The sequence below is a fragment of the Phyllobacterium lublinensis genome (assembly GCF_020164435.1).
GTDB classification, from domain to species: domain Bacteria; phylum Pseudomonadota; class Alphaproteobacteria; order Rhizobiales; family Rhizobiaceae; genus Phyllobacterium; species Phyllobacterium lublinensis.
Map to the genome: position 1 here is coordinate 221,885 of NZ_JAIUDQ010000001.1, position 24,121 is coordinate 246,005.

Below are 24,121 nucleotides of genomic sequence, written 5' to 3' on the forward strand. Positions count from 1 at the left end.
TGAACTTTGTATGATGGGAGGCCGTGATTGTGAGCGAGTTGCACCGAGGTTCGTGTCTGTGCGGGAAAGTTCGGTTCGAGACCAGGGGTGAACTGCGCGGCGTCGTCTACTGCCATTGTTCGCAGTGCCGCAAGCAAACGGGCCACGTCGTTGCCGCGACCAATGTCTCGGATGACCGCATCCATATTTCCGGCGAGGACGAGCTCAACTGGTACGAGGCGAGTGACTTTGCGCGCCGCGGATTTTGCAAGACCTGCGGCTCTGTACTCTTCTGGAAACACAATACGCGCGACTACATTTCCGTCATGGCGGGTGCGTTCGATCTGCCAACTGGCTTGCGCGGCCAAAGCCATATTTTCGTGGCGGACAAGGGTGACTATTACGCGATCGACGATGGTCTGCCTCAATACGAAAAAAGTGGTGGTGGCGTCGTGGTAGCCGGGGACTGATCGCTCAAACTATTGACGCGCGCCAATCTGGTCTTAATGCTGCCGTCGCAGACAAACATGGGGGCGTGGCATGCATCGGCTGGTTCTGGCATTCATCAATTCCATGCGCGCACTGAGACATTTGGCAAAGCATGAAAAAGCCGTCCAACAGGAACTCATTCTGTTCATGCTGTCGATACCTCTGGCCGCGGTCGTTGCCCCCAGCACCCTGTCGTTCCTGCTTTTGACCGGCTCGGTTCTGTTTCTCATCATGATCGAGGTGCTCAACACCGGCATCGAGGCCGCTTGTGACGCGGTTTCGAGGGACTTCCACCGCGAAATCCAGATCGCCAAGGACTGCGGATCTCTGGCTGTGCTGATCTCCATCATCCTGGTTGCAACCACCTGGTGCTATACAATCTGGACCGTGTTTTTTTCCTGATGCATGCTAGGCTGCACATTGTTTATCGAACAACGAGTTGTTAGAGCCTTTCATGGTCGCACGAAGTCATTCTGTTTCTCGTTTGGGGCGGCGACCCATCAGGAAGGATGCGAAGCTCGATGTGGTGCATCGGGCAAGCGGCCCGACGCCGTGGGCGCCCATCAAACGGAAACCCGAAGGGCCGGGCCGGTTTGGGCCAAATCCTTCGGCCTCCGGCTCGACCGGGCGGCCAGCCAGCCGTCGGCTGGCCCGAGGACAGGCCAAGTCCCAAACCCTCACCGGCAGAATGGTTGCGTGTGACCATGAAAGGCTCTAAATACTCATTATGAGCAAAAATCCCGACATTCTTCGTATCGCCATCGCCCAGCTCAATCCGGTGCTGGGTGATATAAAGGGCAATCTGGCGAAAGCGCGCGAGGCGCGTGCAGATGCTGCGCGTCAGGGTGCTGACCTTGTCCTGTACACCGAACTTTTCATTTCGGGTTACCCGCCGGAAGATCTGGTATTGAAGCGGGCTTTCATTGAAGCGTGCGAAAAGGCAGTCCAGGATTTTGCCCTGGATACGGCCGATGGAGGACCCGGCGTCATCATCGGTACTCCGTTGAAACGCGAGACCGGACTGCACAACTCGGTCATGGTGCTTGATGGCGGTAAGGTCATTGCCGAGCGCTTCAAGGTCGACCTGCCGAATTATGGCGAGTTTGATGAAAAGCGGGTGTTCCAGGCTGGCCCCATGCCCGGTCCGGTCAACTTCCGCGGCGTGCGTATCGGCATCCCAATCTGCGAGGACATATGGGGTGATCACGACGTCTGCGAAACGCTCGCAGAGAGTGGCGCGGAAATCCTTTGTGTGCCGAATGGCTCACCCTACTACCGCGGGAAGGTCGATGTCCGCTATCAGGTTGCCCTGCGCCAGGTGATTGAAACCGGCCTGCCTCTCGTTTTTGCCAATCAGCTCGGCGGACAGGACGATCTGATCTTTGACGGCGCTTCGTTCGCATTCAATGCAGACAGGGGCCTGGCATTCCAGATGTCGCAGTTCGAGGAACAGCTGACAGTCACCACATGGCGGCGTGGAGCTGACGGCTGGTCGTGCAGCGAAGGCCCGATGTCGAGAATTCCTGAGGGCGAGGAAGCAAATTACCGCGCCTGCATGCTGGGACTTCGCGATTACGTCAACAAGAACGGTTTCAAGGATGTCGTGCTCGGTCTTTCCGGGGGTATCGACTCGGCGATTTGTGCCGCACTTGCTGTGGACGCATTGGGCGAAGAACGCCTGCGTGCCGTCATGATGCCCTATACCTATACGTCGAAGGATTCGCTGAAGGACGCGCAGGACTGCGCGCGCATGCTTGGCTGCCGCTACGATATCGTGCCGATTTTCGAGCCGGTCCAGGGGTTCCTCAAGGCTCTCGGACCCACGTTCGAGGGTACCAGGGAAGGCATCACCGAAGAAAACTTGCAAAGCCGCGCCCGCGGCACGATCCTGATGGCGATTTCCAACAAGTTCGGCTCCATGGTGGTGACAACGGGCAACAAGTCGGAAATGTCCGTCGGCTACGCCACACTCTATGGCGACATGAATGGCGGCTATAATCCCATAAAGGACCTCTACAAAATGCAGGTCTATGCCATGTCCGAATGGCGCAACAACAACGTGCCTGCTGGCGGGCTCGGGCCCTCGGGCGAGGTGATCCCCGTAAACATCATCAAGAAGGCACCCTCGGCCGAGCTGCGCGAGAACCAGACGGATCAGGATTCGCTGCCGCCTTATCCTGTCCTCGACGATATTCTCGAATGTCTTGTCGAGCATGAGATGGGAGTCGATGAAATCGTCGAGCGGGGTCACGACCGCGCTACCGTCGAGCGCATCGAGCATTTGCTTTACATCGCGGAATACAAGCGCCGGCAATCCGCGCCGGGCGTGAAGGTGACGAAGAAGAACTTTGGCCGCGATCGCCGCTACCCGATCACCAACCGGTTTCGGGACCGGGAGTAGGTTACACCATTTTATGCTCTCTCTCCGTCATCCTCGGGTCAGGCCCGAGGATGACGGAGAGGGAGGTGCTATTATGACAGAGTGTGCGTTAACGAATAAGGCAGGAGCCTGGCATGAATTCTTTGGTAAAAGCTGAGAGTGTCCGCCTAGACGAGGATAGCATGTGGGTTGGACTATCAGATGGTCGTATGCTTGGTGTGCCGCTGGTCTGGTTTCCCCGTCTTCTGGACGCGACAGCTGAACAGCGTGGCACCGTACGGATAAGCAGTCGAGGTTGCATTGGGACGCATTGGATGAGGATATTTCGACTGCCGCTCTTTTGGCTGGATATGGCGATCAGACCAAGCCGCGCCATCCAACGAAAGCAGCCTGAGTAACCTGACTGTTGTAATATTGGCGCACACATCGCAGTCGTAACAAGCCGCGAGAAAAAGCTCTTGGCTCCGAATGGCGATTCACATATAAGCGCAGCTCCGGCAATGAAGACCGGGAGGTTTTCGAATGGCAGCTTTCACCATGTCCCTACGGGGCGGCGTTCGTTCCTGACACGTGATGATAAAGGGCCTCTGGGCTCTTTGATTACCTTCACAAGTTAAGGTAACCCATCGCCGATATTGGCCTTTCCTGTATTCAGGCGAGCCGCCAAATAAACCATGCCGTACTGATACCAAGCTTTTCCCACGGCACTTTTGTCTTACATTCCCATTGAGGCCGGCGTTTAGGCTCCGGACATCATCATGACTTTTTTTCGATTCGACCTGCGCGGAGGTGCATTCCGCAGCGTTCTTGGATTCACTTGGAAACACTGGCAAAAACAGCCGGTGCGTCTGGCCGTCATTCTCGTCGCGGTGTTGCTGTCGACATTGGCGGATGTCTTGACGCCTCTCTATTCGGGGCGGCTCGTCGATGCAGTCGTCAATGGACAGGCGAGCGAGGCAATTGTCTGGAACGCTGCGATCGCCGCGTTCTCGACGCTGCTTGCTTTGTCGCTGGGTGCAATCATCCTGCGCCACATCACGTTCATTGCTGTAGTCAACCTGACACTCAAGATGATGTCCGATATCGCTTCGGGTGCGTTCTACCGTATCCAGCGCTTCTCGACCGACTGGCATGCCAATAGCTTCGCGGGCTCTACGGTGCGCAAAGTGACCAGAGGCATGTGGGCGCTTGACCTGTTGAATGACACGCTGCTCCTGGCGCTGTTTCCCTCCATCGTGATGCTTGCTGGTTCCACCGCGTTGATGGCCTGGTACTGGCCTTTGATGGGCGTGATCATCGGTGTTGGATCACTGGTCTTTGTCTCGGTCACGGTGATGATGTCCCTCGGCTATGTCGCCCCCATGGCAAGTCTTGCCAACCGTTGGGATACCAAGCTTGGCGGCTCGCTTGCGGATGCTGTCAGTTGCAACATGGTCGTGAAGGGATTCGGAGCGGAAAACCGCGAGGATGCCCGGCTAGCCAAGGTCCTGGCGAAATGGCGGGACCGGACGGCCCGCACCTGGATACGCGGCACGCGCAACGGCACGACCCAAGGGTCAATGCTGCTTGTACTCCGGGCGGCCGTTATCGGCTTTGCGTTGATCCTGTGGTCCAAGGGGCAGGCGAGTGCGGGCGATATAACCTTCGTGCTGACGTCCTTCTTCATTCTGCAGGGCTACCTGCGTGAAGTCGGGATGCACATCCGCAACCTGCAGCGTTCGGTCAACGACATGGAGGAACTGGTTGATATCCAGGTTCAGCCGCTTGGCATTGAAGATCAGCCCGGCGCAAAACCGATCGGGATCGCCAATGGCAAGATCGAGTTCGACAATGTCACCTTCCTTTATGGTGCGCATCGTCTGCCACTCTACGATCGTTTCTCGGTCACGATCCGGGCAGGCGAGCGGGTAGGACTGGTGGGACATTCGGGCTCGGGCAAGACGACGTTCGTCAAGCTGATCCAGCGGTTGCATGACGTAAAGGCTGGCCAGATCCTGATCGATGGTCAGAATATCGCCAACGTCCGGCAGGCATCGCTGCGGCAGCAGATTGCCATCGTGCAGCAGGAGCCAATCCTGTTCCACAGGTCTCTGGCCGAAAACATCGCCTATGCGCGGCCCGGTGCCACGCAGGAGGAGATCGAAGAGGCTGCAAGACAGGCCAGCGCCCATGACTTCATCTCGGCCCTGCCGAAGGGTTATGGCACGCTGGTCGGGGAACGCGGTGTGAAGTTGTCGGGCGGCGAACGCCAGAGGGTTGCAATTGCACGTGCATTTCTTGCGGACGCGCCCATTCTTATTCTGGACGAGGCCACCTCAAGCCTCGACTCGGAATCGGAGGTGCTGATCCAGCAAGCGATGGAACGGCTGATGCTGGGCCGGACGACCCTGGTGATCGCTCACCGCCTGTCGACCGTACGCTCCCTCGACCGGCTGCTGGTCTTTGACCATGGCCGCATTGCGGAGGAGGGCAACCACGAGGCTCTGATCAGGCTCAATGGCGGTATTTACCGCGGGCTGTTCGAGCGCCAGGCACTCGAACTGACCAAGGGGCTCGTGCTCAACGATGACTGAGAATATGGGCCGCGTGCGAGCGCGGCCCATATTGCCAATCGTAGCGGCATCCGATATGCCGCAGTCATGAGCACGATCGTCCGTTTTGCACCGTCTCCCACCGGCTATATCCACATTGGCAATACAAGAATTGCCTTGTTCAACTGGCTGTTCGCACTGAAAACCAACGGTCAGTTCATCCTGCGCTTCGATGATACGGACGTTGTCCGATCCAAGACTGAGTATGCCGAAGCCACGATCGCCGATCTTGAATGGCTGGGCATCAAGCCCGTCCGCATCGATCATCAGTCGAAGCGGATTCCGATCTACGACGCCGCAGCCGAGAAGCTGAAGGCTGCGGGCGTGCTCTATCCCTGCTATGAAACAGCCGAGGAGCTGGAACGTAAGCGCAAGCTGCGGCTTGCGCGCCGTCTGCCGCCGATCTATGGCCGGGATGCGCTGAAGCTGACTGATGCAGATCGCGCCAAACTGGAAGCTGAGGGCCGGCGTCCCCACTGGCGTTTTCTGCTGCCAAATTTCAAGGGTGACCCGTTTTCAATAGCAAGGACGGAAGTTCATTGGGACGATATCGTCCGTGGCAGGGAAACGGTCGATCTCGCCTCCTTGTCCGATCCGGTACTCGTGCGGGAAGATGGCACCTATCTCTACACCTTCACGTCGGTTGTCGACGACATAGATATGGGGATCACCCATATCATCCGCGGCAACGACCACATCACCAATAGCGGCGTCCAGATCTCGATCATCGAGGCTCTGGGCGCGAAGGCCCCTGATCTCGGTCATATCAACCTCCTGACGACCGCCTCCGGCGAAGGAATTTCCAAACGCACCGGTGCGCTCTCGATCGGCAGTTTGCGCCGCGATGGCTATGAGCCCATGGCGGTTGCAAGCCTCGCCGTGTTGATCGGTACCTCGGAAAGTGTCGTCGCGGTGCCGGACATGGCCTCGCTCGCCGAAATCTTCGACCCGGCCGCAACGTCGAGATCCGCTTCGAAGTTCGATCCGGCCGATCTTGATGCACTCAATCGTGCCCTTATCCACGCGATGCCATATGCTCAGGCCAGGGACCGCCTTGCAGCGCTAGGCGTGGGAGGCGAGCGTGCCGAGGAATTCTGGCTCGCAGTGCGCGGCAATCTTTCACGGGTTTCGGATGCTGCGGCATGGTGGAAAATTGTCAGTGAAGGCCCGGCTTCAGACGAACAGCTTGCCAACGAGGATCGCGATTTCGTGCGTGCGGCCTTCGATGCGCTCCCGCCGGAACCTTGGAACCGCGATACCTGGAAGCAGTGGACCGATGCCGTCAAGGCGCAGAGCGGGCGCAAGGGCAAGCCGCTCTTCATGCCGCTGCGTATCGCGCTTACGGGTCTGACTTCTGGGCCGGAGCTTGCGGATTTGCTGCCCCTGCTTGGTCGGGAAGGAACACTGGCCCGACGACCCTGACCTTGCGGTTGGGATCGAGCGGCTTGTCCTCTGTCAATGGTTTTGGCTTCTCTGTCTTTTCTGCAGCAGGCTGGCCCAATTGAATGATTGAGGAGGGTTTTGCCTCCGGCGCGGACGTATTGGTTTCAGCCGGTTTCGCCGGCTCCACCTTGGCTTCTACCGGCTTGGCCTGCGGCGCTTCAGGAGCCGGAACGGGTGCCGGCTTTACTGGCTCGACTGCCGCTTGCCCCGGATTTCCCAAGGTCTGGAATTTTCCGGCACTCTTCTGGCAGGTGCACTGCGCTGTGGCGGTGGCGCCGACACTCCTGAATTTGAACGCGTTCGGCATGTTCTTGTAGACGTCGCCCCGAAGCGAAATCATCGTCTCGGGGTTTGGCCTGTCGGTCGGCTGGTAGTAAAGCTTCGCGCCCGGGCATTGGGCCTGGCATTGGGTCTGGTCCCGCGAGAAGTTCTCGGCACCGGTTTCGTAGGAGATAGGGAAATAATAGCCGTCGCAGCTGCGCACGCACAGGGTCTGATACCGCCCGCCATAGACCGGTGCCGTGCTCAGTTCAGGCTCGATCACTTGCTGTTCGGTTCCCAGAATCTCGTAGTTTGGTTGCTGCGCTGCCTCGCGCTGGGGCTCCTCACGCACAGGATAGTCACGCTGCGGCTCCTCGCGAACCGGATAGTCACGCCGTGGCTGGTCGCGTAGCGGAAGATCATATTGGGGATCATCCCCGAGCGGCTGATCGAGTATGGGGCAATCATTTGCATCAAGCGCGGCCACGATGCGGTCACGGCGAAGGGAAAGCTCGTAATCATCCGAATCGCTCTGGCTGTCGAGGCTGTCGAGACGCGCCTGCATCCGCGAGCAAATATCTGAATTGGCAAACGAAAGCTGCGTTGTCGCCATGATGGCGCCAACGGCAACGAGGACTATCTGCAAATTTCGGTACATTCCGCCGCCTCGGTTTGTCATGCGTATTCCATCACTGTTGGCAACCGAACACGCATGAGACCATCCATAATCATGCGGCAGCAATGAGACAGTCATTCAACCCGCTGCGAGGCCTCTACCACCGCAAGTGCAGTCATGTTCACAATGCCGCGCGACGTGACCGATGGCGTCAGGATGTGCGCGGGTTTGGCCGCGCCCAGCAGGATCGGACCAACGTGCAGGGCGTCGGTTACGGATTTGACGACATTCAGCGTGATGTTCGCGGCATCGAGATTGGGGAAGACCAGCAGATTGGCTTCACCATTCAGGTTTGAGTGAGGGAATACACGCTCCCGCAGTACCTGGGAAAGAGCCGCGTCGCCGTGCATTTCACCGTCCTGATCGAGCTCAGGCGCCTTGGTGCGCAGAATTTCCGATGCAAGGCGCATTTTGACCGCGCTTTCGGAATCCCGTGAGCCAAAGTTGGAATGAGAGAGCAGTGCTGCATTTGGCTCGATACCAAACCGGCGAATCTCGTTGGCGGCGAGAACAGTCTTCTCGGCAATCTCCTCCGCTGTGGGATCGGTGGAAACATAGGTGTCGGTCAGGAACAGCACGCCGCGCTGCGAGATCAGCAAGCTGAGTGCCGAGAAATTGCGAATTCCCTGCGCCTTGCCGATGATCTGGTCAACATTTCGTAAATGCCGCTCGAAACGGCCTTCCAGCCCGCAGATCATTGCGTCGGCTTCGCCGCGCACGATTGCCAGGGCCGCAATGACGGTGCTGCTGGCACGGACCATCGTGCGGGCAACCTCAGGTGTTGTGCCGCGCCGTCCAGTCAGGCTGACCAACAGATCGACATAGTCACGATAACGCGGATCGTCCTCGGGGTTGATGATATCGAAATCCTTGCCGATCCTGATCTTCAGTCCATAGCGCTCCAGGCGCGATTCGATGACCTGTGGCCGCCCGATCAGTGTCGGAATGGCAATGCCCTCTTCCAGAACAACCTGTGCGGCGCGCAAGACGCGTTCGTCTTCGCCGTCTGAATAGATAACGCGCTTTTTCTCGGCCGTCTTTGCCGCCGTGAAGATTGGCTTCATGATCAACCCGGAACGGAAGACGAAACGGTTGAGCCGATCAAGGTAAGCATCGAAATCCTCGATTGGCCGTTCGGCGGCACCGGTTTCCATGGCTGCCTTGGCGACTGCAGGGGCGATGCGCAGGATCAGGCGCGGATCGAAGGGCGAAGGGATGAGGTAGTTCGGGCCGAAGGTTGGGGTTTCGCCGGAATATGCACGGGCGGCGACATCGGATGGTTCTTCGCGGGCAAGGGCTGCAATGGCCCTCACTGCCGCCATCTTCATTTCCTCATTGATCGCCCGTGCACCGCAATCGAGGGCGCCGCGGAAGATGTATGGGAAGCAGAGAACATTATTAACCTGGTTGGGGAAATCCGAGCGGCCGGTGCAGATCATCGCGTCGGGGCGAACCGCACGCGCCTCTTCCGGCATGATTTCGGGATTAGGATTGGCGAGCGCCATGATCAGCGGGTTGGGCGCCATCTGCTTGAGGAGTTCAGGCTTCAATACGCCGGCAGCAGACAAGCCGAGGAATACATCGGCATCGCCGATCACATCGGCAAGAACGCGCGCATCGGTCTTCTGAACGTAAACCGACTTCCAGCGGTCCATCAATGTGTTGCGCCCTTCATAGACGACGCCATCGAGATCGCAGACCCAGATGTTCTTCCGGTTTGCACCAAGCTTGACCAGCAGGTTGAGGCAGGCGAGGGCGGCTGCACCCGCACCGGACGCAACGATCTTTACCTTGGACAGATCTTTGCCTGCCAGTTCCATCCCGTTCAGGATCGCGGCCGCAACGATGATGGCGGTGCCATGTTGATCGTCGTGGAAAACGGGAATGTTCATCCTGGCGCGAAGCTGTTCCTCCACCTCGAAACATTCCGGAGCCTTGATATCCTCTAGATTGATGCCGCCGAACGTCGGTTCGAGGGCGGCAACGACTTCAACGATCCTGTTGATTTCCGGCGCATCGATTTCGATGTCGAATACATCGATATTGGCGAACTTCTTGAACAGAACAGCTTTGCCTTCCATTACCGGCTTGGAGGCGAGGGGACCGATATTGCCCAGGCCAAGCACCGCAGTGCCGTTGGAGACAACTGCAACGAGGTTGGCTCGGCCCGTATAGTCGGCCGCCGTTGCCGGATCCTTGTGAATTGCCAGACACGGAGCGGCAACCCCTGGCGAGTATGCAAGCGCAAGGTCACGCTGATTGCCCAGAGTCTTCGTCGCCTGGATTTCCAGCTTACCTGGTTGAGGAAAGCGATGATAAAACAGAGCGCTTGCCTCAAGGTCAGAGCTGCTGGGTAAGTTGTCCTTGGCCATGGAACAGGTCCTCCGGGAATTTTGGTCAGGCGGTCACAAATCTTCGATTAACGTTGTGTAGCATGCTTAAATAACACCCCGAGGCATAAATGAAGTCTATTTTGTTACAAGTGTTTATCTTCCCAAAACCCCCACTTTTCGGGACCGTCATATGATTGTGACATGAATCGGGTTTCTGTCAGCGCAACCGGATGCCATTGCGTCAGCGCTGAACGGAGATCAGCCCATGGTCGAGAACGAGACCCGTAAATTCCGCACGCTATTCCTGTCCGACGTTCATCTCGGATCGAAGGGCGCAAAGGCGGGGTTTCTGCTGGATTTCCTGAAGCACCATGATGCGGACACGATCTATCTCGTCGGCGATATCGTAGATGGCTGGCGTTTGCGCCGCAGCTGGCATTGGCCGCAGGAGCACAATGACATTGTGCAGAAGCTCCTGCGCAAAAGCCGCAAGGGCGCGCGTATCCTATACATTGCAGGCAACCACGATGAGTTCCTGCGCGACTTCCAGGGGACGCATTTCGGCGGCATCGAGGTCATGGATCGCACGATGCACGAAACGGCGGATGGCCGGAAGTTTCTGGTCATCCATGGTGATCAGTTCGATGTCGTGGTGCGCAATGCCCGCCATATCGCCTATCTCGGCGACTGGGCCTATGATGCAGCGCTTGCCATAAACACCATCATGAACAAGGTACGGCGCACGCTCGGTCTGCGCTATTGGTCGTTCTCCGCATGGGCGAAATTCCGTGTCAAGAAAGCGGTTAATTTCATCGGCTCTTTCCAGACGGTCGTTTCAGACGAAGCGCGCCGCATCGGTGCCGATGGCGTGATTTGCGGGCACATCCATCATGCAACGATCGAACACATCGACGGCATCGAGTACATCAATACCGGGGATTGGGTGGAAAGCTGCACGGCGATTGTCGAGCACTTCGACGGTCGCATGGAACTCCTTTCCTGGACACATCTGATCGGCGAGCAGGCCGGGTTTGCGCCTGTTGTCCGGCTGGACTCGAAGCGTCCAAAGGCGGCGAATGCCGCCTGAGGGAAACGCCCAGCCAAAACGGCTCGTCATTGTTTCGGACGCCTGGCACCCTCAGGTGAACGGTGTCGTGCGGACCCTGACAAAGCTGCGCGAACAGATGGAGGCTCGCGGCTTTGAAGTAACCATCATCTCCCCCGCCGACTATCATTCCGCACCGTGCCCCACCTATCCGGAAATTCGTCTGGCGCTGACCCTTCCGATCTCTGTCAGGGCTCGGATAGAGGCGCTCCAGCCGGCGTTCGTCCATATCGCTACCGAAGGGCCGCTTGGCATCATGGCGCGCAGCGCATGCCTGAAGAACAATTGGCGCTTCACCACCAGCTTTCATACGCGCTTTCCCGAATATCTGCGCGAACGGCTGCCGATCCCGCTTTCATGGTCCTATCGCTTCCTGCGGCGTTTCCACAATGCAGCGGAAAGTTGCCTTGTCCCGACGCAATCCATCCATGACGAACTCTTGGCGCGCGGCTTCAAGACCTTGAAGGTGTGGACGCGCGGCGTCGATCGCCAGCTTTTCCGCCCCCAGCCCGAGGTGGATATCGGCCTGCCCAAACCGGTTTTCCTGTGTGTCGGCCGCGTTGCACCGGAAAAGAATCTCGAGGCATTCCTGTCACTTGATCTGCCCGGTACGAAACTCGTCGTTGGCGCCGGTCCTGACCTCGACGAACTGAAGCGCAAATATCCCGACGCGGTGTTCGCCGGCAAGAAGGAGGGCGAAGAGCTTGCCCGCTACTATGCCGGTTCCGACGTCTTCGTATTTCCGAGCCGTACCGATACGTTCGGCCTCGTGCTGCTGGAGGCCATCGCCTGCGGCCTGCCGGTTGCCGGTTATCCCGTACCGGGGCCAAAGGACGTGATCGGCGTCTCCGGGGCGGGGGTCCTGTCCGATGATTTGCAGACGGCCGCTCTCGAAGCGTGGAGGATGGGCCGCGTCGATCCGGAAGTCAGGCTTCAGGGATTCAGCTGGGAAGCCTGCGCCGACATTTTCGAGAGTATCCTCACCACCGTCGTCGGGAAGAGAGAACTGCCGGTCGGCAGCGTGAAACCAAACCGGATTGCATCGGCGCGCTAGATCGCGGTGGCGATGGACAGTTGGACATTCCCGCCGGCAATGGCGCGCAGATATCAATCTGTCACTCCGGCCTCGCAGTTGGTCTGCGCGACCAGGTTTGGCAACGACATAATTTCACCCGCATTTCTAGGCGTCCGTTGAATTTCGTGATAGTTGCGCATTGTGGGCAACGCACGGTTGCGATTCTGCCTCGACCAATCCGACCTTCCGAAAGTCCTCCAATGATAGCCGCCGCCTCAGCGGACACCTACCAGGAAAAGCCGCCTCGTTTCGAGCTGCGTGTTGCCCTGGCCTATTTCGCGATCTTCACTTCCAGCGGACTGCATCTGCCTTATTTCCCTCTATGGCTGGAATACCGTGCGCTGACGCCGACCCAGATCGCCATTGTCCTGTCGATGCCGCTGTTCGTCCGGGTCATCGCCGCGCCACTCGTTTCCATGCTGGCGGATCGATCGAACGACAGGGCGCATATTCTCAGCATTGCGACTGTCCTGGCCGTCATCGTTGCGGCCTTCTATTTTGTGCCATTCGGCTTTGTCGGCATTCTGATCGTTTCACTGGCGCTCGCGCCGCCGTGGACCTCACAGGTGCCGCTTGCTGATACGATCGCGCTGTCGGGCGTGCGCCGATATGGCGCCGATTTTGCGAAGATGCGGGTGTGGGGATCGATTTCGTTCCTGCTGACCTCCTTCATCGGTGGAATTTTCATCCAGCGGGTGGGTGAACACATCATCCCGTGGGCACTCCTCGTGCTTCTCGCCGCCGCATGTGCGGTAAGTTTCATCGTCCCGCGTATCGGCAAGCCGCGTCGATTGTCGCCGCTTTCAGATGTCGACATGGCCGATGCCGGCAGGGCGTTGCGCAGGCCCGCCTTCGTTACGTTCCTGATAGCGACCGGCATCACACAGGCCAGCCATGCCTATGGCTACAGTTTCTCAGCGATCTATTGGAAGTCGATCGGCATTGAGGAAACGATGATCGGTGCGCTCTGGTCGATCTCGGTTGTTGCTGAAGTGATCATGTTCACCTGCTTTCGCCGGGTCTTCGGTAGCATACACCCGGCCAGGGTGTTGATGATCGGTTCGGCGGTGGCCATGTTCCGGTGGACAGCGTTCCCGCTCATAGCCCCGGCGGGTTTCGGTGTAGTGGGATTCCTGCTTATCCAGAGCCTGCATGCCTTTTCATTCGCGCTGTCGTTCCTGGGCATGCAGAAGATGATTGCGCTGACCATCCCCGAAGAACGCGGTGGGACCGCGCAGGGGCTGTCGACGTTTTTCATCGGCACGTCGCTTGCCATCGTCACGATGGTTTCAGGTCCGCTTTACAGTCTAAGCGGGATTTACGGGTTCTATGTGATGGTGGCGCTTGCGGCGTGCGGCCTCTTGCTGGCGAATGTCTCGCTGAGGCTCGAACAGCGGGAGAAGTAGGTTGCGCAGTCCAACCTACCCCCATAATGCCGGCTTCGGCGGCGACACGCGGCTGCCCTCGAAAACCAGGCCAGGCCTGCGATCTTCCTTCAGGATCAACGGTCCGTCCAGATCAACAAAATCGGCGTCCTGAGCAAGGAGCACGGCGGGAGCCATCGCCAGCGACGTTCCGACCATGCAGCCGACCATGATCCCGAAGCCGAGCTCGCGCGCACGCTTCTGCATGCGCAATGCTTCGGTCAGCCCGCCCGTCTTGTCGAGTTTTATGTTGATGCTGTCATAACGGCCGAGCAAAGTGTGAAGATCGTCCGTGCCGTGGGCACTCTCATCCGCACATATCGGCACCGGATGGGGTATCCTGGCCAGAATCGCGTCCTTTCCGGCAAGCAAGGGTTGCTCGATCAACACGACTCCAGCCTTGGCGGCAGCCAGCATGTTCTCCACAATATTGTCGTCGGTCCAGCCTTCATTCGCGTCGAGAATGATGCGGCTTGCGGGTGCCGCCCGTGCGATGGCGCGAATGCGCTCGGCGTCGTTTTCGCCGCCAACCTTGACCTTAATCAAGGGGCGGTCGGCAAACGCCATTGCCGAGGCGGCCATGGTGTGGGCATCGCCAAACGAGATCGTCACAGCGGTCGTCAAATCGCGCAAAGGCGGCAGCCCTGCGATCTGTCGCGCGGATGTTCCGCTCCGCTTAGCCTCCAGATCCCACAAGGCGCAGTCGACTGCATTGCGGGCTGCACCGGCGCCAATCAGCTTTTGCAAGTCCTCTCGAGTGATGCCGTTTGTCAACGCGTCCCGCAGGCTTTCGATTTCTGCGCAAACCGAATCGAGACTTTCGCCGTAACGGCCGTAGGGCACGCACTCGCCCCGACCGCTATGGCCGTCCTCTGTCAATGTGCACAGTACCACGGCCGCCTCGGTTTTGGAGCCGCGTGAGATCGTGAAAGTTCCTGCGATCGGCCAGCGCTCGACGCTCAACTCCAGTCGTATTGTCATATTCCCTCCGGCTGAATGCTTCAGTCCAAACCTGACAGGGTCTAATTGTTCAAGTGACATCAGCATAGAGACTCGATATGTGTGTGTGATGTTGACCGATAGAGCAAACAATTCAAGTGCTTCTACCGCCGCACATCCCCACGTTGAATTCAGCAAGGATGGCGATCGTGCGACGATCGCGCTATCGGGCGCATGGACAACGCGCAACGTCCGTCGCGTCGACGACCGCATGCGCGAGATTGGACACGCGAATGGCTTCTCAAGCGCAGTAATTGACCTTTCGGGCGTGCAAATGCTCGATACTGCGGGAACTTGGCTGGTTGAGCGCCTGCGAACCGCGCTCATGCAGGCTGGCAAGGAGGTCCGGATCGAGGGGCAGTCCGCGAGCTGGGGGGCCCTGTTCGATGCGGTGGGCGAAGCCGCCGCAGCACCTTCGGACGTGGTTCCGGTTGAGCATCCGTCGTTGCTGATTCGCTTCCTGGAGACGATTGGGAAAACCGTCTACGCCTTTGGCGGCGACTTCATGAAATCCATGCACATCCTGGGAGCGACCGTTCGTGGTGCCCAGATGAAGGGCAGCGGAAGAAGCGGCATCAGACCTGCAGCCATCGTCCATCAGATCGACAGCATGGGCATCGGAGCAGTTCCAGTCGTCGTGCTGATGTCGACCATCATTGGTGCGATTATCGCGCAGCAAGGCGCATTTCAGCTTCGCTACTTCGGCGCCGAGATATTTGTCGTCGATCTCGTCGGCATTCTTGTATTGCGCGAGATCGGCGTATTGCTGACCGCGATCATGATCGCCGGCCGTTCCGGAAGCGCCATTACGGCTGAAATCGGTTCGATGAAGATGCGCGAGGAGACCGATGCGCTCACCGTCATTGGTCTCAACCCCGTCGGTGTACTGGTATTCCCGCGGCTGGTGGCGCTGGTTATTTCCCTGCCGTTGTTGACCATCATCGCCGATTTTGCAGCGCTTGGCGGAGCAATCGCAATTACATGGGCCTATTCGGGAATCACACCCGATGCGTTCATCCAGCGATTGCGCGATGCCATCGACCTGTCGAGTTATCTCGCCGGTCTGATCAAGGCGCCCTTCATGGCGATGATAATTGGCATCATGGCCTCGGTCGAAGGCATGAAGGTTGGCGGCAGCGCAGAATCGCTCGGCCAGCGTGTGACCGCATCAGTGGTCAAATCAATCTTCGTCGTTATCGTGGTCGATGGTATTTTTGCCATCTTCTATGCATCGATCAATTTTTGAGCGCCGCGGAAATGACACCAACAGCCAGCAGACAGAACGGCGGACCGGACGCAAGGGAGGTCATCCTTTCCGTTGAGGATGTCAGCGTGTCGTTCGGCCGGGCTAAAATTCTCGACAAGCTTTCGCTTGATGTCTACCGCGGCGAGATACTGGGCTTTGTGGGAGCGTCGGGGACTGGCAAATCGGTGCTGATGCGCGCGATCCTGGGCCTGAACCAGAAGCAAAGCGGCAAGATTACCATATTCGGCCATGATCTGGATCGCGCGTCAGAACAGGAACGGCTGGGCGTCGACATGCGGATAGGCGTCCTGTTTCAGCAGGGCGCGCTGTTCTCATCGCTGACTGTCCTGGAGAATATTCAGGTTCCGATGCGCGAGTATCTCGATATCCCGCAACGGTTGATGGATGAACTTGCACGTCTGAAGATAGAACTGGTCGGCCTGAAACCCGATACGGCGGAAAAATATCCTTCGGAACTCTCGGGCGGCATGATCAAGCGTGCCGCACTCGCCCGCGCCTTGTCGCTCGATCCGGAGATTGTCTTTCTCGATGAACCAACCTCGGGCCTTGACCCGATCGGTGCTGCGGAGTTCGACGAGCTGATTGCGAATCTGCGCGATACGATGGGTTTGACAGTATACATGGTGACCCACGATCTCGACAGCCTGTTCGCCGTTTGCGACCGAATCGCTGTATTGGGTAAGAAGAAGGTTCTCGTCGAAGGAACCATCGAGGATATGCTGGCGTTTGACGATCCGTGGGTTCAGGAATATTTCCGCGGTAAGCGAGCTCGCCAGATTGTTAACAACGGTACTGTCAGGCGGCGTTCGGGAGGCGATCGGGCCGCGCCAGGCCCCGTTCAGGAACAGCAGGGTCAATAAAGCAGGCAATGGAAACCAAAGCCAACTATGTTCTGGTCGGTATCTTCACGCTGGTGATCTGTGCGCTCGCTTTCGGATTCGTCTATTGGATTGCGCGTTACGGCGACCGGAGCGAAACCGCGACCCTCGAAATCCGAATTCTTGGATCGGTTACTGGTCTGTCGGAAGGCAGCCAGGTGCTGTTCAACGGCATCAAGGTCGGCAGTGTGCGGCGGCTGTTTATCGACGCCAACAATCCGGATGCGGTTATCGCACAGACAGAAGTCAATGCCACGACGCCGATCACGCGATCGACGCAGGCCACGCTTGGCTTTGCCGGCCTGACCGGACAGGCCTTCATTGAGCTCAAGGGTGGCAAGCTCAACGAACCGAACCTGCTGGAGGAGGCCGCCAAGGACGACCAGGTGGCCCGCATGGACGCCGACCCCTCCGTGGTAAACAACCTTTTGCAGAAAGCACAGGCCATTCTCGAGCGTGTCGATGGTGCGGTGAGCACCATCGAGAGCTTCATCACCGAAGTGAAGGGGCCGCTGGTCGATACGGTCAACAACACGAAGAAGTTTACCGACGCACTTGCCAGCAATTCCGAGGTTATTGACAAGTTCAGTCAAAGCGCTGAGGACGTACAGGCTGTCGTCCAGGAAGCGCGTGAAATGATGACGAAGCTCAACTCGGCATCAACACGAGTTGATGGCGTTTTGGCCAAGCTGGACAAGCAATTGTCGGATCAGGATGGCAGTGTCGTGCGCGAAGCGCGCGATACGCTCAAGTCCTATCGCGTCATGGCCGACAATCTCAATGCCCGGCTCGGACCCATCACCGACAACATCAACCGATTCTCCGGCCAGGGCCTTCGCGATGTTCAGGCGCTGGTTACCGAGAGCCGTCAATCGGTCCAGCGCATCGAGCGAGCCATATCGGATCTTGAAAAGAACCCGCAGCGCGTGATTTTCGGCGGCGGCGGTAGTGTTCCGGAATATGACGGTCGCACGCGCCGTTGACTTTAACCGATTCGCAACGCATGAAGGTCATGAGACCGAAGTGCTTCGTGGGGACAGGGATTGGTGAACTCGAAAGTGACAGTTGCCGTTCTGCTGATGGCTTTGTCCGTTTCAGCCTGCGCCAGCTCCAAGAAGCTTGATACGTTCGACCTCACCAGTGCGACTCCTTCCGTGACTTCACCGAGGAAGTCAGGTCGACAAATCCTTATAGCAGCACCATCGGCACTCAAGGCACTCGACGGCGAAAACGTCGTCGTCAGATCGGGACAGAATTCGATTTCCTATCTCAAGGGGGCCCAGTGGGCCGATCGACTGCCGAACATCGTGCAGTCGCGCCTGGCACAGGCATTCGAGAGCACCCATCGTCTTGGCGGTGTGGGGCGGCCGGGCGATGGGCTTGCTATCGACTACCAGGTCATCAGCGAAATCCGGACCTTTGACATAGATGCCTCGGCGGGCGAAACCGCAGTCGTCGAAATAGCGGTCAAGATCCTGAACGACAAGAACGGGACAGTGCGCTCATCACGTGTGTTTCGGTCGACCTCTCCAGTTGGCGGTCCTGGCAATGCGTCCTACATCGCCGCCCTCGACCGGGCATTCGAAAGCACGACAGGCGACATAGTCACTTGGACGCTGTCGATCATCTGAACCCAGACGCTATTTCATTTTGCAACAATGTCTGCGTGGTTCGGGAACCACGCATCATGGCTTGCACGGTTCTACTTCCAGAGCTTACCAACAAAAAACGCGGCCCTGGAGGCCGCGTTTTTTCGTGTCATTGGCTTCGCGCTAGCGCAGGCGATTACTCGCGTGGGCGAGCATCGTATAGACCTTGCCGGTATCCGACGTCAGATAGTTCTGGGTCATGACATTGTCGCGGTCATTGCGCGTGACATCGGCGAGCAGGCGTTCGAAATCATCCATGTAACGATCGACGGCGCGGCGGAACTCGCTGTCCGACTGATATTTGCGCTTGATCTCGTCAAATGTCTGCTGGCCCTTGAGCGTATAAAGGCGACGGGTGAAGACATTGCGCTCACCGGCGCGGTAACGCTGCCACAACTCGACCGAAGCCTCGTGATCAATTGCCCTGGTGATGTCGATCGACAATGAATTCAGCGATTCGACAACCTGTCCGGGTGAACGTCCAGTCGCCTCGGGCGTGGTCGCCTTTGGCTCGGCCTGGGCTTCGTCGCTCGATGCGCGGCGAAGCAGATCCGACACCCAGCCATTGCCGGCCGGACGCGCCTGAGCCGCATTGCCACGCACATCGAGGGTACCGCGAATGGCGGGGGCCGCTGCTGCCGGAGCTGCCGGTGCGGTTGCCTGCGGTTGTGGTGAGGCGACAGGTTCGGAACGCTGGGGCTGGGCAACGACAGCAGCCGATCCACGGGCCGATGCGCGCGCAGCACGGCTTTCGCCAACATCAGTAAGCCGTCCAGACTTCTGAACAATTTCAGAAAGTTCCTTTAGCGCATTGATCTGCTCGGAAACGGCCTTGCGCATCTGCGCGGTCGACTGCTTGGCCTCTTCCGGCATGTCCATGACGCCACGCTTCAGTTCGGAACGGGTCTCTTCCAGCTCAGCCCGGATCGCAGCAGACGAACGCCGGATTTCATCGGTTGCATTGGCGAATTTCTGCGATGCCTGTTCGACGACTTCGGAGATTGAATTGCGGATCTGCTCGGTCGTCTGCGATGCGCGGCCTTCGGCACGATCGAATGCCGAGGACACCAGCGATTCAAACGAACGCATGGTCTTTTCAACGTTCTCGGACTTTGCAATCAGCCCATCGGCAAGTTGCTTGAGCGCTTCCTGGCGTTCATCGAAGGTCGAAGCAAGATTCGACTGCGATGCACCAATCAGTTCGGACGCAGAACTCAGCATGCTGCCATGCTCTTCGAAGCGCTTGGCGATGGCGGCGATGTCCGTCAGCGTCGAGTTTGAAAGCTCCGACAGCTTGCCGAGATTGCCGTCGATGAGGCGTGTCGAGGTCTGGAACGATTCCGCGGCCTTGGTCGCATTTTCAGCGAATGCCGTGGTCGTATCCAGAAGCCGCCCGTCAATGTCACCGAGGTTCTTCGTCGCCATGTCGATGAGTTCGCCGAGCTTGGCGTTGGAGGCCGAGAGCCGGTCAATCAGATTGCTGACGTCGTCGGTGAGACCAGCCTTTGCGGCCTGGACCGCAGTGATGGTCTCAGCGGTACGGCTGGCGATCGCATTGATCAGCGCGGCGTTCTCGACACGCAGGCGTTCGGTTGCGGCCGTGGTTGCCTCGACGAGCTGCGAGGCGAGGGTCCTGCCATTGTCGGCAAGACTGTCGACCAGCGGCTGTGCCGTATTGTCGAGAATACCGATGATCTCCTGTGAACGCGCCGAGAGAACTTCATTGAGCTCACGTGTGCTCTCGGCAAGCTTGGATGCCGTGGTATCGGTGGCCGCCGAGAAGCGCGCTTCAAGCGCTTCGAGATTGGCTGCGGCTTCACGTGCGCGCTCGCCGAGACGGTTCTCTGTCTGGGCCAAGCTCTCGTTCATGCGCTGGCTGAATGCTTCGCCGTGACCGTCGAGCGCTTCGCCAGCCTTCTGTGCTTCTCCGGTGAGCGAAGAAGCGGCCTCGGAGATCTTTTCGCGCAGGGTGCGTGCGACCACCGATGCGCTCTGTTCCAGGGACTTGCGGACATTGTCGACGCCGATTGCCAGGGCATTCTGCATCGTTGTGGTACGCTCGTCGATCGTGCCGCCGTGGTTTTCGAAGGCTTTCGCCAGAACCTCGGCGCTGTCCTGCAGGACGGCCTGGAGTGCAACAGTGCGGTCGCTGATAGCGCTGGCCCGGCTGTCCAGCGTCTGGTCAAGCACGGCAGCTCCCTGTTCCATGGCGGCCCTGATGCCGGCGATGCGCTCGTCGAGCTGGCTCGCATGGGCATTCAGCGTGTCGCCAATGCGGGTGTCGCTCTCGGAAAGGGTCGCTCTGATCGTCGCGGCGCGTTCGTCGATGGCGCCGATATGCGAACCAAGCGTCTCGCTGATCTGGCTGTTGCTGCCTTCGAGCAGCGAACGGATGTCCGAGGTACGCTCCTCGAGTGCACTGATGTGGGAGGCAAGTGTATTGCCGATCTGATCGTTGTTGCTGTTCAACAGCGAACGGATGTCCGAAGTGCGTTCCTCGAGTGCACTGATATGCGAGGCGAGTGTCTCGCCGATCTGGTCGTTGTTGCTGTTCAGCAGCGAACGGATGCTTGACGCGCGATCCTCGAGAGCAACGACATGCGAGGCGAGTGTCTCGCCAATCCTGTTGTTGCTCTGGTCGAGAACGGAGCGGATGCCCGCTGTGCGTTGCTCGATATGATCTGAGTGCCGGGCAAGGGTTTCGCCAATTCGGACGTGGGTATTGTCCAGCGCTGTCTGGATTCCTGCGGTTCGTTCATCAATCGCAGAAGCATGCGAGGCCAGCGTCCGGCCAATCCGCTCGTCGCTGTTGGTGAGGGCCTGTTCGATGCCGGCCGTACGATCTTCGATGGCGCTGGCATGGGATGCAAGCACATCGCCGATGCGTGCATCGCTGCTGGTAAGCGCCGATTCGATGCGATTGGTGCGATCGTCCACGGATTCGATGAAGCCGCCAAGCGTGTCGTCGATGCGCGCGCCGCTGTTGAGCAATGTCGACTGGATCTCGGCATTGCGGGCATCGATGGCATGGGTATGGGCAGAAAGCGTCTCGCCCAGTTTGATATCGCTGCTGGAAAGCGCCAGGTGGATTTCCTGGTTGCGCTCATCGAGGCTCTTGGAGTGCTGATCGAGCGTCTGCGCGATCTTGGCGTGCGTGTCGACGAATGCGGCGCGCATGCCCGATGTGCGGTCGTCCATGATTTTGGCATGGGCGTCGAGCGTTTGGCCAATTCTGGAATCGTTGGCCTGAATGGCGGTTTCGATCTGGCCGTTGCGGGCGTCGATCGTGCGAACGTGCTCATCAAGAGTCTGGCGGATCTTGGCATCCGTGTCCGAGAAGGCAGCATGCATGCCGGAGGTACGATCTTCGATCGCCTTCGCATGCTGGTCGAGGGTAGCTCCGATGCGAGCATCGTTGTCATCAAGCGCCGAACGCAGTCCTGCTGTCCGCTCGTCGAGGGAAGCGGTATGTCCGGCGATGATTTGGCCGATCGTCGACGTGCTGCTTTCAAGCACGCTTTTCAGATTGGAGGCATGATCGCCAAACTGTCCGGCACGCTGGCTGATGATCGAAGCGGCCCGTTCCGTTTCGCCCGAAAGCGTTGCGGCCAGTGCTTCGCGGTTTTGCACAAGCTTGTCGGCAAAGGCGGCTGCGTTGGTAGATAACAGGCTTTCGACCGATTCCGAAAGGCTCGACAAATCATTGCCGATCTTGGCCTTGGTCTCGTCGACGATGCCATCAATCGAAGCGCGTCCATCGGTGAAGGTCTTGGCAATGTCGCGGGTGCGTTCAATCAACTGTTCGTTGATCTGGCGCGCACGGGCCTCCAGGGCCGAATTGAGACGTTCCGTGCTGGTATCAAGCGACTGGGCACGGGTTTCGAACTCGGCAAGCAGAGAACGTCCGCGTTCGTTGATCGTGGTGTCCAGGCCGGCAAGCCGGCTGTCGAATTCGCCGACCAGCGTCTGGGTGGCATTGCCCAGCAGCGAAAGCATGCTGTTGGTGCGGCCATCCAGCGTATCGGCCAGCTTCATCGTTACGGCATCGGTCTGCTCTGAAAGGGCAGCGATGCGCATTTCCAGAAGGTTTGCAAAGGCTTCGCCGGAAGTGCTGATCTTGTGCGAGATGTCGTCGGAACGCGATGTAATCGATTCCGAAATTGCTGCGCCGCTCTGGGTAAGGCGGTCGATCAACGTCTCGCCAGACTGGCTGATGGACATCGTCAGGTTGGTCGAGGCATTCGAAAGGTTCTCGCGCAGCGATTCACCCGCCTGCGACAGCTCGTCCTTCAACTGTTCGTGGGCACTCGAAATCGAGGCACGGACGCGTTCCGCGTGGCCGATGACCGATTCGCGCTCGCCGCCCAGGCGGTCGACGAGTGTGCGGATGCGGAATTCATTGTCGGTATAGACGCGTTCAAGCTGATTGACTTCGGTCTGAACCAGAGTCTCGAGCTCGACGGCACGGGCGAGGGTGCGTTCGACGCCTTCGCTCATCGCCGCCACTTCGCGCCGTACAGCCTGTCCGAGCGAGGTAACGCGATCGGATGACAGCATTTCCGGCTCGGAAAGGCGCATGGCAGCTTCAGCCATGGAGCGTGCTGCATACTGCATCTCCTGGGCGCGGCGGACCATCAGGGCAAAAGCCCAGAACAGCATGATCGGTACGATGATGGCGACGGCGAGACCAATGGCATAGGGCGCTGCGGCAAAGTCCGAGAGCGAGCGGATGGACTGCAGCGATGAGCCGTAAAGAGCATTGCCGAGTGCGAAAATGCCGCCAGCCCAAAGGATGCTGACGATCGCGGTGATGAGGTTATAGGATTTGGGCGCCTGGGCTGCCGTTGCCGGGCGCGCTTTGGTCGTGGTGGTTTGCAGCAAATCGTCATTTGCCGGCTTGAATGTCTGTGTCGGTATGGCCGGTGCACGTGGCGGAGCGGGCGGAGCAGCGGGGATGGGATTGGCAGCCTTGACTTGCGGCTTGGGTGCCGGAAGCGGTACCGGGGGTTCCACGGCGACGGGTGCCTTGATTTCGGCGGTTTTCACCGGCTCCGGGTCAGCAGGCTGGTTGTGCTTCTCCGCTGCGAGCTCCTGGGCCGCCTGCGATATCTGCGCTTCCAGATCAGTGAAGGACAAGAAGTCGTCATCAACTGGCGACAAATCCATATCCATTCCAAGCGTCGACTCGTCGAAATCTATTTCTAGAGCCTTTTCAAGAGCTTGACCAAGTTCTTCCTCGGCCTTCACTGCTTTGCTTTTCGGGGCTGTGGCCATGTTTACCTCACAATATTGGGCGGTGACCACATGTGAAGCCCACCGCACCATACTCTTTACGCCGCTAGTGTATCGTACTGGCACATGGCTTGGAAAGAAACAATGGATTCGGGAAATGCTTAAAAGTTTAAACACAAGGTTAATTTTTTGAGGTGGAGCGAAATTTCACCTGAACATCAAAATTTACCGGACGTTCACCATAACCGCCTGTTTCTGCACATTGCTTGCCTCGTTTTAACCTTGAATCAGCGGCATTTGAATAAATTCGTTAGTTCATTTGTAAAAGCGTTCAGGAGCA

17 protein-coding genes are annotated in these 24,121 nt (G+C 58.4%); 13 read left to right on the top strand and 4 right to left on the bottom strand.

Annotation, left to right across the window (positions count from 1 at the left end):
* The first annotated feature begins 29 nt into the window (after positions 1–29).
* From K9U38_RS01075 to gltX, 6 genes are all read left to right on the top strand, one after another.
* Positions 30–449 carry a GFA family protein gene (locus K9U38_RS01075; RefSeq protein WP_224492487.1) on the top strand — a complete coding sequence of 140 codons (420 nt, stop codon included), beginning with the start codon at positions 30–32 and terminating at the stop codon, positions 447–449.
* Positions 450–519: 70 nt separating this feature from the next.
* Positions 520–870: a diacylglycerol kinase gene (locus K9U38_RS01080; protein ID WP_224492488.1), complete on the top strand. Its 351-nt coding sequence runs from the start codon at positions 520–522 to the stop codon at positions 868–870.
* Between the two features lie 325 nt (positions 871–1,195).
* Complete coding sequence (locus K9U38_RS01085) at positions 1,196–2,869, top strand: NAD+ synthase (RefSeq protein WP_224492489.1); 1,674 nt, start codon at positions 1,196–1,198, stop codon at positions 2,867–2,869.
* Between the two features lie 188 nt (positions 2,870–3,057).
* A complete protein-coding gene (locus K9U38_RS01090; protein WP_370631811.1) occupies positions 3,058–3,246 on the top strand; it encodes a DUF2442 domain-containing protein in 189 nt (62 codons plus the stop codon).
* 360 nt (positions 3,247–3,606) lie between these two features.
* Entirely contained in the window at positions 3,607–5,421 is a 1,815-nt protein-coding gene (locus K9U38_RS01095) for an ABC transporter ATP-binding protein (protein WP_224492490.1), read from the top strand.
* Between the two features lie 66 nt (positions 5,422–5,487).
* Positions 5,488–6,861, top strand: coding sequence for a glutamate--tRNA ligase (gltX, locus tag K9U38_RS01100; RefSeq protein ID WP_224492491.1), 1,374 nt, complete (start codon positions 5,488–5,490; stop codon positions 6,859–6,861).
* Here the strand turns inward: gltX and K9U38_RS01105 are convergent.
* Complete coding sequence (locus K9U38_RS01105) at positions 6,779–7,822, bottom strand: DUF2865 domain-containing protein (protein ID WP_224492492.1); 1,044 nt, start codon at positions 7,820–7,822, stop codon at positions 6,779–6,781. The genes gltX and K9U38_RS01105 overlap by 83 nt on opposite strands.
* A gap of 71 nt (positions 7,823–7,893) precedes the next feature.
* A complete protein-coding gene (locus tag K9U38_RS01110; protein WP_224492493.1) occupies positions 7,894–10,191 on the bottom strand; it encodes an NADP-dependent malic enzyme in 2,298 nt (765 codons plus the stop codon).
* Positions 10,192–10,417: 226 nt separating this feature from the next.
* On the opposite strand from K9U38_RS01110, the gene K9U38_RS01115 reads away from it, so the two are divergent.
* The 3 genes from K9U38_RS01115 to K9U38_RS01125 all read left to right on the top strand — a co-directional run bounded on the left by K9U38_RS01115 (position 10,418) and on the right by K9U38_RS01125 (position 13,738).
* Positions 10,418–11,239 (top strand): UDP-2,3-diacylglucosamine diphosphatase, encoded by an 822-nt coding sequence (locus tag K9U38_RS01115; protein ID WP_370631798.1) that lies wholly within the window; start codon positions 10,418–10,420, stop codon positions 11,237–11,239.
* Positions 11,229–12,311, top strand: a complete 1,083-nt coding sequence (locus tag K9U38_RS01120; protein ID WP_224492494.1) for a glycosyltransferase family 4 protein — start codon at positions 11,229–11,231, stop codon at positions 12,309–12,311. Before K9U38_RS01115 ends, K9U38_RS01120 begins: the two co-directional genes overlap by 11 nt.
* A gap of 221 nt (positions 12,312–12,532) precedes the next feature.
* Positions 12,533–13,738 (top strand): MFS transporter, encoded by a 1,206-nt coding sequence (locus K9U38_RS01125; RefSeq protein ID WP_224492495.1) that lies wholly within the window; start codon positions 12,533–12,535, stop codon positions 13,736–13,738.
* Between the two features lie 15 nt (positions 13,739–13,753).
* Here K9U38_RS01125 and dgcA read toward each other — a convergent pair whose 3' ends face one another.
* Complete coding sequence (gene dgcA / locus K9U38_RS01130) at positions 13,754–14,737, bottom strand: N-acetyl-D-Glu racemase DgcA (RefSeq protein WP_224492496.1); 984 nt, start codon at positions 14,735–14,737, stop codon at positions 13,754–13,756.
* An 88-nt stretch (positions 14,738–14,825) separates the two neighbouring features.
* Between dgcA and K9U38_RS01135 the strand changes: the two genes are divergently transcribed.
* The 4 genes from K9U38_RS01135 to K9U38_RS01150 all read left to right on the top strand — a co-directional run bounded on the left by K9U38_RS01135 (position 14,826) and on the right by K9U38_RS01150 (position 18,531).
* Positions 14,826–16,001, top strand: coding sequence for an ABC transporter permease (locus K9U38_RS01135; RefSeq protein ID WP_224492497.1), 1,176 nt, complete (start codon positions 14,826–14,828; stop codon positions 15,999–16,001).
* 11 nt (positions 16,002–16,012) lie between these two features.
* A complete protein-coding gene (locus K9U38_RS01140; RefSeq protein WP_224492498.1) occupies positions 16,013–16,882 on the top strand; it encodes an ABC transporter ATP-binding protein in 870 nt (289 codons plus the stop codon).
* Between the two features lie 8 nt (positions 16,883–16,890).
* Complete coding sequence (locus K9U38_RS01145; protein WP_224492499.1) at positions 16,891–17,883, top strand: MlaD family protein; 993 nt, start codon at positions 16,891–16,893, stop codon at positions 17,881–17,883.
* 96 nt (positions 17,884–17,979) lie between these two features.
* Positions 17,980–18,531, top strand: coding sequence for an ABC-type transport auxiliary lipoprotein family protein (locus K9U38_RS01150; RefSeq protein WP_224492850.1), 552 nt, complete (start codon positions 17,980–17,982; stop codon positions 18,529–18,531).
* Between the two features lie 141 nt (positions 18,532–18,672).
* Here K9U38_RS01150 and K9U38_RS01155 read toward each other — a convergent pair whose 3' ends face one another.
* Positions 18,673–23,823: an apolipoprotein A-IV repeat region-like domain-containing protein gene (locus tag K9U38_RS01155; protein WP_224492500.1), complete on the bottom strand. Its 5,151-nt coding sequence runs from the start codon at positions 23,821–23,823 to the stop codon at positions 18,673–18,675.
* Positions 23,824–24,121: the final 298 nt, after the last annotated feature.

Coding starts and splice junctions, on each gene's coding strand:
- K9U38_RS01125 (WP_224492495.1), top strand. CDS start 12,533: ATGATAGCCGCCGCCTCAGCGGACACCTACCAGGAAAAGCCGCCTCGT.
- K9U38_RS01105 (WP_224492492.1), bottom strand. CDS start 7,822: ATGACAAACCGAGGCGGCGGAATGTACCGAAATTTGCAGATAGTCCTC.
- K9U38_RS01085 (WP_224492489.1), top strand. CDS start 1,196: ATGAGCAAAAATCCCGACATTCTTCGTATCGCCATCGCCCAGCTCAAT.
- K9U38_RS01120 (WP_224492494.1), top strand. CDS start 11,229: ATGCCGCCTGAGGGAAACGCCCAGCCAAAACGGCTCGTCATTGTTTCG.
- K9U38_RS01145 (WP_224492499.1), top strand. CDS start 16,891: ATGGAAACCAAAGCCAACTATGTTCTGGTCGGTATCTTCACGCTGGTG.
- K9U38_RS01110 (WP_224492493.1), bottom strand. CDS start 10,191: ATGGCCAAGGACAACTTACCCAGCAGCTCTGACCTTGAGGCAAGCGCT.
- K9U38_RS01115 (WP_370631798.1), top strand. CDS start 10,418: ATGGTCGAGAACGAGACCCGTAAATTCCGCACGCTATTCCTGTCCGAC.
- gltX (WP_224492491.1), top strand. CDS start 5,488: ATGAGCACGATCGTCCGTTTTGCACCGTCTCCCACCGGCTATATCCAC.
- K9U38_RS01140 (WP_224492498.1), top strand. CDS start 16,013: ATGACACCAACAGCCAGCAGACAGAACGGCGGACCGGACGCAAGGGAG.
- K9U38_RS01135 (WP_224492497.1), top strand. CDS start 14,826: ATGTTGACCGATAGAGCAAACAATTCAAGTGCTTCTACCGCCGCACAT.
- K9U38_RS01080 (WP_224492488.1), top strand. CDS start 520: ATGCATCGGCTGGTTCTGGCATTCATCAATTCCATGCGCGCACTGAGA.
- K9U38_RS01095 (WP_224492490.1), top strand. CDS start 3,607: ATGACTTTTTTTCGATTCGACCTGCGCGGAGGTGCATTCCGCAGCGTT.
- K9U38_RS01155 (WP_224492500.1), bottom strand. CDS start 23,823: ATGGCCACAGCCCCGAAAAGCAAAGCAGTGAAGGCCGAGGAAGAACTT.
- K9U38_RS01150 (WP_224492850.1), top strand. CDS start 17,980: ATGGCTTTGTCCGTTTCAGCCTGCGCCAGCTCCAAGAAGCTTGATACG.
- K9U38_RS01090 (WP_370631811.1), top strand. CDS start 3,058: ATGCTTGGTGTGCCGCTGGTCTGGTTTCCCCGTCTTCTGGACGCGACA.
- dgcA (WP_224492496.1), bottom strand. CDS start 14,737: ATGACAATACGACTGGAGTTGAGCGTCGAGCGCTGGCCGATCGCAGGA.